The sequence below is a fragment of the Halorubrum sp. GN12_10-3_MGM genome, from assembly GCF_005435235.1.
Taxonomy (GTDB): domain Archaea; phylum Halobacteriota; class Halobacteria; order Halobacteriales; family Haloferacaceae; genus Halorubrum; species Halorubrum ezzemoulense.
In genome coordinates, this window is record NZ_SGUB01000032.1 from 1 (window position 1) to 14295 (window position 14295).

Consider the following 14295-nt stretch of genomic DNA (forward strand, 5'->3'; position numbering starts at 1 on the left):
GTGCTGTTCGACAGTCTCCGCCACCTTTTGTGTCGGATAGGCGTGGTAGCGGTGACTGTATTCCATCGCTGTCCCTCAGTTTGGGATATGTTTATTTAATGGTTTGTACTGCGTGCGGCGATTCATCTCCTCCCTACTCGCTCCCGATAGTCGCTCCTTGAGGAAGGGGCATTCTCGCCTCAATTCTGGTAAAAAGTCCGATTACGCCGACTCAGTCCGCGCTCGACACCGACACCGTTGCGGTCGTGCCCCGACCCGCATCACCGTCCTCCTCGCCGATCTCGGAGTCGGCCTCGGCCGCCAGCGTCTCCACGTTCGCGAACACGAAGCCCGCGAACCCGACCCGGAGCAGGAGGTCGAGGTACTCCAAGGTCACCGCCGCGGAGAACTGATCGAACAGCCCGGCGATCTGTAACATTGCCCACGCGATCAGGACGCCGAACGCGAACAGCGCGAGGTTCCGCGTCTTCTTGTAAAACAGCTCCCGGGCGGGCGGCTGTCGGGCGGCCGCGCCCGCGATCGGGCCGAAGAACAGCCCGATCAGGACAAGGTACCCGACGAGGATCCCGAGGGTGCCCGCCGTCGCGAGCGCGCCTTCGAACACCTCCGCGAAGTCGTAGCCGAGCCGCATCGCGACGGTGAGCGCGACGATCCCCCAGACGTACCGCCGGCCCGCCCCCGAGACGAACGCCGCGAACCCGAACAGGAAGGGGTACGCGACGTAGTCGGAGAGCAGCTGCCCCGCCTCCAGCGTGCCGCTCCCGACCGAGAACGCCCCGATCCCGGCGCCCCACGTCCCGATCCCGACGCCCGCGAGCGCCACGACCGCGATGAACGGGTAGCAGTACCGCCGCAGCTCGGGGGGTTTACGCCGCGCCAGCGCGAGCAGGACGACGGCGGAGACCGCGTAGACCCCCGCCGAGGCGAACCGCACCGTCGACGGCTCAATCATCGGCGCTCACCTCCGCGTCGCCGGCGGCGCCCGCCGGGGGCTCCGTCCCAGCGTCCGTCCCCGTCGCGGTCGTCGCGGCCGCGACGTCGGCCGCGTCTCCGCGCGTCTCGAACTGCGCGAGCCGCTCGGTGAGCGACGCGGTCCGCTCGGCGAGCGCCGTCGCCGTCTCCGCGAGGTCGCCGACCGTCTCAGCGGTGTCGTCGGCGGTCTCGGCCAGCGTCCGCGCGCGGTCGGCCGCGTCGGTCGCCGAGTTGTGGACCTCCTCGACGCGGGCCGCGACCGACTCGATCCCCTCGGCGCCCTCGTCGGTCGCGCGGGCGATGTCCCCCATCGCGACGTCGACGTCCTCGACGGTGCCGGTGAGTTCCTCGATCGCCTCGCCCGCCGCCCGGACCGCGGCGGTCGTGTCGTCCAGTTCGGTCATCGTCCGGTCCATCTCTCCGGCGACCGCCGACACGTCGTCGGTCACCTCGCCGATCGTCGACTCGATTGCCGTCGTCGACTCGCGCGTCTCCTCGGCGAGCCCCTTTACCTCGTCGGCGACGACCGCGAATCCGTCGCCGTCACCACCCGCTCGCGACGCCTCGATGGAGGCGTTCAGCGCGAGGATGTTGGTCTGCTCAGCGATGTCGGCGATCACGTCGGTCGTCTCCGCGACGCCGTCCATCCGGTCGTCGAGCCCGGCGACGAGGTCGTCGAGCTCTGCCAGCAGGTCGCCGATCTCGACGATCGCCTCGACCGCCTCGGTCGCGCGCTGCTCGCCCTCCTCGCCGAGCTCGGCCGCGGCGCTCGCGTCGCCCGCCACCTCGTCGGTGGTGGAGGCGATCTCCTCGACGGTCGCCGAGAAGTCATCGGTGTCGGCGGCCGTCTCGCGCAGCCGGTCGGTCTGCTCGTCCAACTCGTCGGCGAGCGTTCGCATCTCGTCGGCCACCTCCTCGTTCATCGCGGCCACGTCGTCGGCCTCGGCGGCCATCTCCTCGCTCGTCGCCTCCACGTCGCCCGCGAACGTCTGGATGTCCTCGATCGTCGTCGAGAGCCCGCCGGTCATCTCGTTGTACGCGGCCGTGATGCGCTCGATCGCGTCGACCTCGCTCTCCTCGGAGAGCTGTCGGGAGAGGTCGCCGTCGGCCGCCCGCTCCATCGCGCCGCCGATCTCGTCGGCGCGTTCGAGCAGCGTGTCGGAGAGCTCCTCGGCCTCCTCACGGGCCGTCTCCGCCTCCGACTTCGCGCGTTCGGACTCGGCGACCGCGCCCCGCAGCGACCGCCGGGTCTCGTCGAAGGCGTCGAAGAGTCGCCCGATCTCGTCGCCGCGGTCGGAGCTGGCGCTCGCGTCGAACTTGCCGCGGCCGACGGCCTCGGCCGTCTGCGTCAGCCGCCGGAGCTCGACGGCGACGTTGCCGACTATGACGATCCCCAGTAGGCCCAGGTTCAGGGTGAGGACGACGCCGATCCCCATGAGCGACGCGGTCGCGGCCTCCGGCGTCCCGACCGTCGCGACGTGGCCCGCGAAGAGGCCGACGAACCCGAGCGTGACGACGAGGGTCGAGAGCACCGCCGCCCCGACGCGTCGACCGTACCGCCCGGTGATTACGTTCAGCATGTATGATCGGAGAGTAATAACCACCTTACTTAGGAGTACAGGCGAAATTACCGGGATCGATAATCAGAGCGGCGAGCGTGCGAGCCGCGGGCAGAGCGGTCGGCGATCGGAAATCGAGCGACTGCGAGCCGGCGACGCGCCGGGGCGCGGGCTTTTCCCTCGGCCGTGCCACCCGTATCCATGCCCAGCGTCAGCGAGACCTACATCGAGAACCGCCAGCGCGTCCAGCCCACCCACACGAACAACTACGCGTCGGCCCACGGGGGGAACGTCGTCAAGTGGATGGACGAGATCGGCGCGATGTCGGCGATGCGCGCCGCGGGCGAGACCTGCGTCACGGCCAAGATCAACGAGCTCGACTTCAAGCGGCCGGTGCCGCAGGGGGACACCTGCGTCATCGAGTCGTACGTGTACGCAGTCGGGCGGACGAGCCTCCGGACGCGGATCCGCGCGTACCGCGAGTCGCCGCGGACCGGGGAGCGCGAGCTCACCACGGAGTCGTACTTCGTGTTCGTCGCCGTCGACGCCGACGGGGAGCCGACGCCCGTCCCGGACCTGGAGGTCGCGGGCGAGCGCTGCCGCGAACTCCGCGACGAGGCGCTCGCTGCGGAGCCAGACGAGGACCGCTGAGCGGCCGAGACGACCGATCCAAACGAGGACCACCGAACGTGCGGGCCGACCGCCGCGCGCGCGACGCTCGACGCGTCAGCGGCTGATCCGGTCGGCGCCGTCGATGACGGACGCGACCTCCGCGCGGGTCGTGACCGCGAGGTCGCCGTCGGTCGTCCGCTTCACGGCCGCCGTCGCCGACCCCCACTCCAGGGCCGCGGAGACGTCGCCGCCCCGCAGTCGCTCGGCGACGAACCCGGCGACGAACGCGTCGCCGGTGCCGATCGCGTCGAACGTCTCCGCCTCGAACACCGTCTGCTCGTACACGTCGCCGCCCGTGAGCGCCGTCGCCCCCTCGTCGCCGCGGGTGACCACCACAGTGTCGAGGGCGTGGTCGGTCGCGAGGCCGTGGGCGACCTCGACGGCGTCGCCGTCGCGGTCCAGCACCGCCCGCGCGTCCCGGTGGGGGACGAACAGGGTGTCGACGTGCTCGAACAGCGTCTCGTACGCGTCGCGTGCCTCGTCGGGCCCCCACAGCTTCGACCGGTAGTTCAGGTCGAACGAGCGGGTGGCGCCCGCCTCGCCCGCGCGGCGCAGCAGCGCGGTCGTTGTCTCCGCGGCGGCCGGCGACAGCGCCGGCGTGATCCCCGTCGTGTGGAACCACTCCGCGCCGTCGAGCGGCGCCGCGGGGAGCTCGTCGGGCTCGACGGTCGTGATCGCGGCGTTTGCGCGGTCGTAGATCACGTTCGTCCCGCGCGGGGCGCCGCCGTGTTCGAGGTAGTACGTCCCGACCCGACTCTCGTCCGGGTCCGCCCACGCGACTTCCGGGCTGACCCCGTGACTTCGGAGCTCGCTCGTCACCCGCCGGCCGAGCGGCGAGTCCGGGAGCTTCGACAGCCACGCGGCGTCGACGCCGAGCCGCGCCGCGCCGACCGCGACGTTGCTCTCCGCGCCGCCGGCCTGGACGGCCAGCTCGCGCGTCGTCTCGAGCCGGTCGCCGCGCGGCGGCGACAGCCGGAGCATCGTCTCGCCGAAGGTCACGAGGTCAGTCATCGGCGCCACCCCACACAGCAGGTCTCGAACGTGTTCATACCCGGTGCTACGCTCGACCAATTATAAGAACGGGTGATCGGCGGCGGTCGTCACTCGCGGTCGAGCGCGAACGTCACGCGCTCCCCGTCGACCGCCGCCGTGAGGGCCCCGTCTCGAACGGTCGCCCCCGACGCGCGGTCCGACCCCCCCGTGAGCGTCGCGGCGTCGCCGAGCAGGTCGCCGTCCTCGGCCGAGACGACGGCGAACACGGCCGCGCCGTGCGGCGGCAGCTCGCGCTCGACGACCGGACCGGCAACAACCGAGCCGGAGAGCCCGTCCCAGACGACCCGGTCCGATTCTGGTCCCCCCCTCCACCCGTGCTCGCGCGCGTCGAACCTGACGGTCGACGGCTCGTCCGCCCAATTAAACAGGGCGACGGTCGTGGCCCCGTCGCCCGGCCGGTCGCAGACGACTCGCGACGGGAACCGCTCCTCGTCGAGTCGCCCGACCTCGCCGCCGGTCGCGGGCGGGATCGTCCGTTCGAGAAGCCGGCGGCCGGCCGCACCGATCTCCGCGAGCCGGTCAGAGAACACGTTCACGCCGCCGGTCGCGGCGACGAGCGCCGCGAACGACTCACGCTCGGCCGCGGTGAGGTCGCTCGTGTCTCGGACGAGCTGGCAGTCGGGGTCGTTGAGCCACCACCGCCGGTGGAGAAAGTTTCGGGTGAGTGTGTTGCGGACGGCGTTTTTCAGCCCCGGCTGACTCCCCGACTCCCCCGGCGTCTCCCATGTCGGGTCAGTGTCCGGGCCGACCCGCATGGCGTCGAAGAGCCCGACGCTCGGGGCCATCGGCGCGCCGCAGCCGAGGAGGAACGCGTCGTCGCCGGCCGCCTCGGCGATCGCTTCCACGCCCCGCCGATACGCCTCGATCCGGGTGGCCTCGGGGTCGTGCCGCTCGCCGGGGAGTGCCGCCGCGAAGAGGAAGTCGAGCTTCAGGTAGGTGAATCCCCACTCGTCGACAACCGTCGAGACGGTCTCGCGGAGCCAGTCGAGGACCTCTGGGTGCGTCGTGTCGAGCCCGTACAGCTCGGACCCGGCGCGGAAGCCGCCGTCGACCGGCGTTCCCGGACCGTCGCCAGCGCCGTCCGTCGGCTCCGTGACGAACCAGTCCGGGTGGTCGGCATACAGGTCAGCGCCGGCCTCCACGTAGAACGGCGCGAGCCACAATCCCGGGCGGTACCCCGCGGTCGCGATGTCACCCGCAACGGTGCTCATATCCTCGAACCCGTCGGCGATCGACCGCCAGTCACCGAACGCCTCCATGTAGCCGTCGTCGACTTGGACCACGTCGACCGGGATCTCCCACCCTCTGAGTTCCGCGAGGTTCTCCCGCACGTCCGCCTCGGTGACATCGGTGAAGTAGTGGTACCACGAACACCACCCGGTCGGCGCGCGCTCGGGTACGCGGGCGTCCATCCGCTCGCCGACGCGGTCGGCCAGCGCGGCCAGTCCCTCCCGCAGGTCGCGGTCGGCGTCAACCCACAACGGCGGTAGCTCGGTCCGCTCGCCGGGCGCCAAGCGCGTCCCCTCCAGCGGACACACCGCGCGCAGCGTCGCGACCCCGTCGGCGTCGTCGGCCACCTCGAACCGCGTGCAGAACCGGTCGTGTTCGAGGAACCCCGCCGTGACGCCGCGATCCCCCTCGACGAGCCCGGTCAGGTAGCTGCTGACCCGGTCGTCTGTCGACGCCGCGAGGTCGTTCATCATCGGGGCGTTGTCGGGGTCCTCGATCGGGAACCGCTCTCCGACAGAGAGCGTCCCCGTCGGCGTCCACGACTGGTACCCGTGCCGGTACACACGCGCGTCAGCGCCGAACGCGGTGTCGAACGCGCACGTCACGTCGCCGACTCGGACCGGTTCCTTGCCGGCGTTCTCGACGGTCACGGTCGCGGTCACGCCGCCGCCCTCCGTCGACAGCGACACCGCTGCGACCCGCACCCGCCCGTCTTCCCCGTCGGTCGCCGCCGCGTGGAGGCTCCCGACGAGGAGGTCGCCGGCGTCGTCCGCGACCGTGACCTCGCGGTCGGTCGGGTCGTACGTGACTGCGGTGGTGTGCGCCCTGCCCTCGTTCATATCACACCCTCTCCGTGCCCCCACAAATACCCTGCCACGCGAGCGCCCCGTCGGGCGGAGGCCGACCGCCGTCGACTCCGCCTATCCGAACGCTTAGGTGACACGGTCGACACGGTGAGCCATGCGAACCGGAGTCTGTTACTTCCCGGAACACTGGCCGAGCGAAGAGTGGGAACGCGACATCGCCGCGATGGCCGACGCCGGCCTCGAATACGTGCGGATGGCGGAGTTCTCGTGGGGAGTTCTTGAGCCCGAGCGCGGGGAGTTCGACTTCGGGTGGCTCGACGAGGCGATCGAGCTCGTTGGCGACCACGGGATGGAGGCGGTGTTATGTACGCCGACGGCGACGCCGCCGAAGTGGCTAGTCGACGAGCGGCCGTCGATCCGGCAGGAAGAGCCCGACGGCACCGTCCGTCAACACGGCAGCCGCCGCCACTACTGTTTCAACTCCACCGCCTACCGCGAGGAGACGGCACGGATCGTCGAGCGGGTCACCGAACGGTACGCCGACTCGCCGCACGTCGCCGGCTGGCAGACGGACAACGAGTTCGGCTGTCATCGGACCGTCCGCTGTTACTGCGACGACTGCGCCGAGGCGTTCCGGACGTGGCTCGCGGACCGCTACGGCGACATCGACCGGCTCAACGAGGCGTGGGGGAACGCGTTCTGGAGCCAGCAGTACGGCTCGTTCGAGGAGGTCGACCCGCCGGGGCCGACCCCCGCGGAGCACCACCCCTCACGGCTGCTGGCGTACGCGCGCTTCGCCAGCGACTCGGTCGTCGAGTACAACCGCCTCCAGGCCGGCCTGATACGCGAGGCCGACCCAAACTGGTTCGTTACTCACAACTTCATGGGACGGTTCCCAACGCTGAACGCCTACGACGTGAGCGCGGACCTCGACCGCGTCGCCTGGGACTCCTACCCGACGGGATTCGTTCAGGACCGCTACGACGGGGAGGCGTCGCCGGACCAGCTGCGGGCCGGCGACCCCGACCAGGTGGGGATGGACCACGACCTCTACCGGAGCGCGCTCGACAGGCCGTTCTGGGTGATGGAACAGCAGCCGGGCGACGTCAACTGGCCGCCGCACTGCCCCCAGCCGGGCGAGGGCGCGATGCGGCTGTGGGCCCACCACGCCGCCGCTCACGGGGCCGACGCGGTGCTCTACTTCAGGTGGCGGCGCTGTCTCGAGGGGCAAGAGCAGTACCACGCCGGCCTCCGGAAGGCGGACGGCTCGCCCGACCGCGGGTACGCTGACGCCGCGCGCGCTAGCGAAGAGTTCGCGGCGCTCGACAGCGCCGACCACGTGGACGCGCCGGTGGCGGTCGTCTTCGACTACGACTCCCTGTGGGCACTCGACGCGCAGCCCCACGCCCCGGAGTTCGACTACTGGGCGCTCCAAGAGGCGTTCTACGGCGCCGTCCGCGGTCGCGGCGTCCAGGTGGACGTGGTCCCGCCGAGCGCCGACCTCTCCGGATACGCCGCCGTCGTCGCGCCCGCGCTCCACCTCGTCACCGAGGACCTCGCCGACCGGCTGACCGACTACGTCGCCGGTGGCGGGGAGGTCCTCTTCGGACCCCGAACCGGCGTGAAGGACGCGGAGAACAAGCTCCGACCGACGTCGCAGCCCGGCCCGCTGACCGACCTCGTCGGCGCGGCCGTCGACCAGCACGAGTCGCTGCCGCGGCGCCTCGAAACGGCGGTCCGGCGGGCGGACGGTCCCACGGACGACGGGAGCGATGCCGACGACGGCGCGGCGCCGTCCGCCTCGTTCCGGACTTGGGCCGAGTGGCTCGACCCGGACGCCGCTGAGGTCCGGTACACGTACGAGGTCGACGGGCCGGCGGACGGTCGACCGGCGGTCGTCGCCAACGCGGTCGGCGACGGACGCGTCACCTACTGCGGGGTCTGGCCCGACCCGGACCTGGCGGACGCGCTCGCGTCGGCCCTGCTCGACCGCGCGGGTATTCGTTACGCCGATCGGCTTCCGGACGGCGTCCGCGTCGGCTACCGCGGCGGCCACACGTGGGTGACCAACTTCACGGGCGACCGGCTCCGACTGCCCGGGATCGACCCCGACTCGCTCGCGGTCGACGACGCCGACCGGGACGCCGTCGACGCGGCGGGTGACGGCGGCGAGGAATCGCGCGCTGACACCGCTGTTGTGGGGTCGTACGGAGTCGTCGTCATCGAGGGCGACCGCGTGGACGGTCTGCGGGTCGCTCAGCCGTAGTCGGACACGTCAGTCGAAACATACGGCTCCGCTGAATCCCATTCTTAAACCTTTTCGCCTGAAACAGCCGGTCGTTGAAGAGTGCTACCTGATCGATAGCGGGAGTGAGTGTTGCAGATCGGTGGTGCGAATAAGATATTTAAATAGGCGTACGCCACGGCGTCGATCGTTTATAAATGGACGAAGCGGTCGGCGCGGGCCCGGGAGCGGGCCGGAGGCCCGCGAGCGGCGCCGCGCGAGGGAGTCGGTGGCGGGCGGAGCGAAGCGACGGCCGCCAGCGACGAGGATGGGGAGGTTGAGGCTGCGGTGCTGTTCCGGGGCGGGAATCGAAGGGGCAGCCGCGAAACCGCCACAGGCGACGCAAGCACCGCAGGGAGGGAGTGGCAACGACCGACTGAGGACCGCAGCGAGCGCATCGAGTCCTCCCGACTGGGGCTTTAGAGGTGTTCACCGCGTCGTCGAGCGCCTATAAACAGCTACCAGCAACACCACTCGATCAGTTATAAACGACCGCACTCGCGACCTGCGATACGCACTCCCGCCCTCACCCGTTGCCGTCCCCGTATTGATCACGACGATTCACAGTGTGTGATCGTCGGAGCAGTTCAACAGCCACCAATTCGGAATCTTCCTCGACCGGCTACTCCGAGCGCTCTCGCGCCCGGTAGTCCGGGAGGGTGTCGTCCTGCATCACCGCGCCGCGGCCGCCGTCGACGAGGAGGGCGGCGCCCGTGACGAAGGCGGCGTCCTCGCTCGCGAGGAAGGAAACGGCCCCGGCGACGTCGGCCGGCGTGCCGATCCGGCCGGTCGGGTGGATCGACTCGACCTCCTCGAACCGCCCCTCGGGGAGCTCGTCGCGCGTCCGCTCGATCTCGACCCAGCCCGGCACGACCGTGTTCACCCGGACCCGGGGGCCGAAGTCGACGGCGAGCGACCGCGTCATGCCGTTGATCCCCGCCTTCACCGCGTTGTATGGGAAGTGCGCGGGCATCGTCGCGTACGCGTGGTTTGACGAGACGTTCACGATCGCCCCCCGGTCCATGTGGTCGAGCGCCTCCCGCGCCGCGAGCCAGTACGCACGGAAGTCCGTCTCGACGACGAACGCCCAGTCGTCGAGCGTCGCCTCGTCAGCCGCGGTCTCGGTCTGGACGCCGGCGTTGTTTACGAGCACGTCGAGCGAGCCGTACTCTTCGACGGCCGCCTCGGCGAGCGCCGCCACGTCGTCCGGGTCGCGCATGTCGGCGCGGACGAACGTCACGTCGCCGGCGGGCGCGCGGTCGGCCGACTCATCTGGGGACAGGTCCGCGATCCGGTCGACGACGGCCTCACCGGCCTCGACGGTGCGGCCGCTGACGACGACGTTCGCGCCCTCGGCGGCCAGCCGCTCCGCGATTCCGGCACCGATGCCGCGCGTCGACCCCGTGACGATAGCGGTCTTCCCGGCGAAGCGTCGGGGCACCGCGTGGTCGGTCGGTGATTCGTGTCGGCGGGTCATCGCTCTCTCCCGCGTCGCCGCGTTTGTGTCAGCATCCGGATCACCACTCCGCCACGGAGCCGTCGTCGTGCCGCCAGACGGGGTTGTGCCAGTCAACGTTGCCGTGCTGTTCCCGGACGTGCTCCTCGTCGATCTCGATCCCGAGCCCGTCGCCGCCGGGGATGTCGACGAAGCCGTCGCGGTACTCGAACACCGCCGGGTCGGCGAGGTAGTCCAGCACGTCGCTCGTCTCGTTGTAGTGGATGTCGAGCGACTGCTCCTGGATCAGCGCATTCGGCGTGCAGGCGTCGACCTGAATACAGGACGCGAGCGCGATGGGCCCGAGGGGGCAGTGCGGCGCAATCGACACGTCGTACGCCTCGGCCATGGACGCGATCTTCTTCATCTCGGTGATCCCCCCCGCGTGCGAGACGTCGGGTTGGATCAGGTCCACGGCGTCCGCCTCGAGCACCTCCTTGAAGTCCCACCGCGAGTACATCCGCTCGCCGGTCGCGATCGGGATCGTCGTCGACTGCCGGATCCCCGAGAGCGAGTCGTTGTGCTCGGGCAACACCGGCTCCTCGATGAACATCGGGTCGTAGGGCTCCAACGCGGCCGCAAGCCGCCGAACCATCGGCTTCGACACGCGCCCGTGGAAGTCGACCCCAATGTCGACATCGTCGCCGACGGACTCCCGGACGGCCGCGATCCGGTCGACCGCGTCGTTCACGGTGGCCGGGGTGTCGATCGGCCGCAGCTCCGCGGTCGCGTTCATCTTCAGCGCCGAGAACCCCGCGTCGACCTTCTCGCTGGCGGCCTCGCCGACGTCTGCCGGCCGGTCCCCGCCGATCCACTGGTAGACGCGGATACGGTTGCGCGCGCGGCCGCCGAGCAGCTCGTGGACTGGCGCGCCGAACTGCTTCCCCTTGAGGTCCCACAGCGCCTGGTCGACGCCGGCGATGGCGCTCATCAGCACGGGGCCCCCGCGGTAGAACCCCCCGCGATACATCGCCTGCCAGTGGTCCTCGATCCGCGTCGGGTCCTCGCCGAGCAGGTAGTTGTCGAGCAGCTCCTCAACGGCCGCGACGACCGTGTGCGAGCGCCCTTCCACGATCGGCTCTCCCCAGCCGACGGTACCGTCGCTCGTTGTGAGCTTCAAGAATAGCCAGCGAGGCGGTACTTCGAACAGCTCGTAGTCGGTGATGTACATGATCGCTTAGTTCTGTGTCGTTCCGACGACAGCGCTGTCGACGGAGTCCGTTTTGGTTTTCAGCGCGTCGCCGGTCTCGACGTCGAACAGGTACAGCGCCGCCTCGTCGAAGTCGAACGCGACCTGTGACCCCTCCGCCGGCCGGACCGTTGGGCTGACGCGGGCGGTGAGCTCGTGGCCGCCAATCTCCATGTAGAGGAAGTTCTCGTTCCCCATCGGCTCCACGACCGTCACGTCGGCCGCGTTCCGACCCGATTCGACGACCTCGATGTCCTCCGGCCTGACACCGACACTGACCCGTTCGTGTCCGTCGACCGGCTCCGAGTCGTCGAGCTCGTACGCGAACCCCCCGGGACCCGCAAGGGTACCGTCTTCCACGTCGGCCGTAAGGAGGTTGATGCTCGGCGATCCGATGAAGTCGGCGACAAACCGGTTCACAGGCGAGCGGTACACCTCCTCCGGCGACCCGACCTGCTGGAGTACACCGCCGTCCATCACGGCAATCCGATCGCCCATCGCCATCGCCTCCGTCTGGTCGTGGGTGACGTACACCGTCGTCACGTCAAGGTCGGCCTGTAGCTCCTGTAGCTCGGTCCGCATCTCTGAGCGGAGCTTGGCGTCGAGGTTGCTGAGCGGCTCGTCCATCAGGAACACAGACGGCTCTCGAACGATCGCCCGTCCAAGGGCCACGCGCTGCTGTTGCCCCCCGGAGAGTGCCTTCGGTTTCTCGTCGAGCAACTCGCGTATCCCGAGCATTTCGGCGACGTCCTCAACTTTCGCTTCGATCTCGTCGCCGGTCAGCTTCGTCGAGAGCTTCAGCCCGAAGCCGATGTTACCCCGGACGGTCATGTGCGGGTACAGCGCGTAGTTCTGGAACACCATGGCCACGTCCCGTTCGCTGGCCCGGTACTCCGTGACATCCTCGCCGTCGAACCGTATCGTCCCCGCCGTCGCGTCCTCAAGACCGGCGAGACAGCGGAGCGTCGTCGACTTCCCGCAGCCGGACGGCCCGACCAATACGAGGAACTCGCCGTGGTCGATATCGACGGAGAGGCTCTCCACGGCGACCACGTTCTCGGTTCCGGAGTCGTACACCTTGTCTAATTCGGTAATGTTGATTCCTGACATTGGTTACTCTTTGAGCGACCCCGCGAGGATGCCACTGACGAACTGTTTCTGTAGCACTAAGAACAACACGACCATCGGAACGATGGCAAGCGTCGCCGCCACCATGATCTGGTCGTAGTAAATCCGCTGGAACCCGGTCAGCTGCGCCAGTCCGATGGGGATGGTGTACATGTCTGCCGACTCGAGGATCACGAGCGGGTACAAGAACAGGTCCCACTGGAACAGGAACAGGATGATCGCCAGCGCGGCCAGCGACGACCGCATTGTCGGTAAGGCGATCCGATAGAATATCTGGAACTCCGTCGCGCCGTCCATCCGGGCGGATTCGAGCAGCGCGTCCGGGATCGATTTCATGTTCTGCCGCATGAGGAAGATTCCGATGGGGTTGGCCGCCCACGGGAGGATGATCGCCCGGAAGGTGTTTGTCCAGTCCAGCTGTGCCATCAGCAGGAACAGCGGGATGACGAGCAGCTGGATCGGCAACACGAGCGTCGCCAAGATCGTATAGAAGATCGGTTCCTTGTACTTGAACTCGTACTTGGCGAACGCGAAGCCACCCATCGAACACAACACGAGCGAGAGCAGCGTGTAGACGACGGCGATGAAGACGCTGTTCCGGATCGTACGGACGAAGTCGAGCCGCTCCTGTAGTGCCGCGAAGTTGTCGAGGAATGCGGTGCCGGGAATCAACCGCGGCGGGAACTGGAGGAACTGCTCCTGTGGGAGCGTCGCCGCCACCAGCATCCAGTACAGCGGTACCATCATCACCACAACCATCGTGATGACGAAGGCGTAGGTGAGGAACCGCCAGACCGCGTCCTTCCGGCGTTGATCGCGCATCAGTCCTCACCCCCGAGCTTGATCTGGATGATTGAGAAGATGCTAACGACCACCACGAACACGACCGTAAGCGCACTCGCATAGCCGAGGTTGAAGTTGACGAACGCCTGCCGGTAGATGTACTGGACGATCGTGATTGTCGCGTTCGTCGGGCCGCCGCCAGTGATGACGTACGGCTCGGCGAACAGCTTGAACGTCCCAATCGTCGACAACACGACGACGAATAGCAGCACCGGTTTAAGCTGCGGGAGCGTGACGTAGCGGAACTTCTCCCACCGGTTCGCTCCGTCGATCTCAGCCGCCTCGTACAGCTGCTGTGGGATCGTCTGGAGACCAGCGAGGAGGATAATCATATTGTACCCCGTCCACCGCCACGTCACCGCGGCGATGATCGTGTTCCGAGCCCAAAACTCACTGGTCAACCACGGTATCGGACCGAGCCCGACACCGGAGAGGACGTAGTTCAGGAATCCCAGCTGCTCGTTGAAAAGCAGCAGGAACACCGTCGAGTACGCGACGAGGTTCGCCGAGACCGGCAGCGCGATCGCGGTGCGGAACACTCCCTTGAGACGCATGAACGAGGCGTTCAGCGCGAGTGCGAGCGCAAGTGCAAGCCCAATCATAAGCGGGACCTGAACCGCGAGGATGTACGAGGTGTTGAACATCGACTGCCAGAACAGATCGTTGCCGAGCAGGCGGGCGTAGTTCCCGAGCCCGACAAAATTCAGCTGCGCGATCTGTGGAATCTCGACGTACAGCGGGCCGAGGTCGATCCAGAACAGCGATCCTTCGCCGACGCCCTGATACTCGAAGAACGACAGATACAGCGTGTAAAACACCGGGAAGGCGAGAAACAGCCCGAACAGTACGAAGAACGGTGCGATGAACAGGTACGCGACGCGCGGCAGCGCCGGCATCGCCGCCGTCAGATCCTGCCTGGCGAACCGCACTCTGTCCCATCCCGGTCGCGCCGCTCGTCTGAGCCGTCTCCCGACGCTCTGTATCCTCGCCCGGGCGCGTCGGCGGTACGTCTGCTCGACGCGGTCGTTTGTCTCGTCAGAAGTGGCCATTCGATCGGTCCCTCC

At 68.6% G+C, this 14295-nt stretch carries 11 protein-coding genes; 2 read left to right on the forward strand and 9 right to left on the reverse strand.

Annotated features, from left to right (window positions below; translation table 11 throughout):
• Positions 1-211 precede the first annotated feature (211 nt).
• Both EXE47_RS16430 and EXE47_RS16435 read right to left on the reverse strand, forming a co-directional pair.
• The gene (locus EXE47_RS16430; protein WP_137703442.1) at positions 212-952 is read right to left on the reverse strand and encodes a bacteriorhodopsin; all 741 of its coding nucleotides are present in this window, start codon (positions 950-952) and stop codon (positions 212-214) included.
• Complete coding sequence (locus EXE47_RS16435) at positions 945-2552, reverse strand: methyl-accepting chemotaxis protein (protein WP_137703441.1); 1608 nt, start codon at positions 2550-2552, stop codon at positions 945-947. Before EXE47_RS16435 ends, EXE47_RS16430 begins: the two co-directional genes overlap by 8 nt.
• Positions 2553-2732: 180 nt before the next feature.
• On the opposite strand from EXE47_RS16435, the gene EXE47_RS16440 reads away from it, so the two are divergent.
• Entirely contained in the window at positions 2733-3182 is a 450-nt protein-coding gene (locus tag EXE47_RS16440; RefSeq protein ID WP_049931896.1) for an acyl-CoA thioesterase, read from the forward strand.
• Positions 3183-3257: 75 nt separating this feature from the next.
• On the opposite strand, the gene kdgK1 is transcribed toward EXE47_RS16440, so the two are convergent.
• Together kdgK1 and EXE47_RS16450 are read right to left on the reverse strand one after the other, a co-directional pair.
• Complete coding sequence (kdgK1, locus tag EXE47_RS16445) at positions 3258-4214, reverse strand: bifunctional 2-dehydro-3-deoxygluconokinase/2-dehydro-3-deoxygalactonokinase (protein WP_137703440.1); 957 nt, start codon at positions 4212-4214, stop codon at positions 3258-3260.
• Between the two features lie 89 nt (positions 4215-4303).
• A complete protein-coding gene (locus tag EXE47_RS16450) occupies positions 4304-6325 on the reverse strand; it encodes a glycoside hydrolase family 36 protein (protein ID WP_137691265.1) in 2022 nt (673 codons plus the stop codon).
• A gap of 121 nt (positions 6326-6446) precedes the next feature.
• Between EXE47_RS16450 and bga the strand changes: the two genes are divergently transcribed.
• The gene (gene bga / locus EXE47_RS16455; RefSeq protein WP_137703439.1) at positions 6447-8558 is read left to right on the forward strand and encodes a beta-galactosidase Bga; all 2112 of its coding nucleotides are present in this window, start codon (positions 6447-6449) and stop codon (positions 8556-8558) included.
• Between the two features lie 640 nt (positions 8559-9198).
• Here the strand turns inward: bga and EXE47_RS16460 are convergent.
• From EXE47_RS16460 to EXE47_RS16480, 5 genes are read right to left on the reverse strand one after another with little or no spacing between them, the layout of a single operon-like run.
• A complete protein-coding gene (locus EXE47_RS16460) occupies positions 9199-10053 on the reverse strand; it encodes an SDR family NAD(P)-dependent oxidoreductase (protein ID WP_094494349.1) in 855 nt (284 codons plus the stop codon).
• A gap of 40 nt (positions 10054-10093) precedes the next feature.
• Positions 10094-11242: a galactonate dehydratase gene (dgoD, locus tag EXE47_RS16465; RefSeq protein WP_049931892.1), complete on the reverse strand. Its 1149-nt coding sequence runs from the start codon at positions 11240-11242 to the stop codon at positions 10094-10096.
• Between the two features lie 6 nt (positions 11243-11248).
• Positions 11249-12370, reverse strand: coding sequence for an ABC transporter ATP-binding protein (locus EXE47_RS16470; RefSeq protein ID WP_086215462.1), 1122 nt, complete (start codon positions 12368-12370; stop codon positions 11249-11251).
• A 3-nt stretch (positions 12371-12373) separates the two neighbouring features.
• A complete protein-coding gene (locus tag EXE47_RS16475) occupies positions 12374-13210 on the reverse strand; it encodes a carbohydrate ABC transporter permease (RefSeq protein ID WP_049931890.1) in 837 nt (278 codons plus the stop codon).
• Positions 13210-14280 (reverse strand): carbohydrate ABC transporter permease, encoded by a 1071-nt coding sequence (locus EXE47_RS16480; RefSeq protein WP_049931889.1) that lies wholly within the window; start codon positions 14278-14280, stop codon positions 13210-13212. The genes EXE47_RS16475 and EXE47_RS16480 overlap by 1 nt, the downstream gene beginning before the upstream one ends.
• Positions 14281-14295 lie beyond the last annotated feature (15 nt).

Coding starts and splice junctions, on each gene's coding strand:
- EXE47_RS16430 (WP_137703442.1), bottom strand. CDS start 952: ATGATTGAGCCGTCGACGGTGCGGTTCGCCTCGGCGGGGGTCTACGCG.
- EXE47_RS16460 (WP_094494349.1), bottom strand. CDS start 10,053: ATGACCCGCCGACACGAATCACCGACCGACCACGCGGTGCCCCGACGC.
- EXE47_RS16440 (WP_049931896.1), top strand. CDS start 2,733: ATGCCCAGCGTCAGCGAGACCTACATCGAGAACCGCCAGCGCGTCCAG.
- EXE47_RS16480 (WP_049931889.1), bottom strand. CDS start 14,280: ATGGCCACTTCTGACGAGACAAACGACCGCGTCGAGCAGACGTACCGC.
- EXE47_RS16435 (WP_137703441.1), bottom strand. CDS start 2,552: ATGCTGAACGTAATCACCGGGCGGTACGGTCGACGCGTCGGGGCGGCG.
- bga (WP_137703439.1), top strand. CDS start 6,447: ATGCGAACCGGAGTCTGTTACTTCCCGGAACACTGGCCGAGCGAAGAG.
- EXE47_RS16470 (WP_086215462.1), bottom strand. CDS start 12,370: ATGTCAGGAATCAACATTACCGAATTAGACAAGGTGTACGACTCCGGA.
- EXE47_RS16450 (WP_137691265.1), bottom strand. CDS start 6,325: ATGAACGAGGGCAGGGCGCACACCACCGCAGTCACGTACGACCCGACC.
- dgoD (WP_049931892.1), bottom strand. CDS start 11,242: ATGTACATCACCGACTACGAGCTGTTCGAAGTACCGCCTCGCTGGCTA.
- EXE47_RS16475 (WP_049931890.1), bottom strand. CDS start 13,210: ATGCGCGATCAACGCCGGAAGGACGCGGTCTGGCGGTTCCTCACCTAC.
- kdgK1 (WP_137703440.1), bottom strand. CDS start 4,214: ATGACTGACCTCGTGACCTTCGGCGAGACGATGCTCCGGCTGTCGCCG.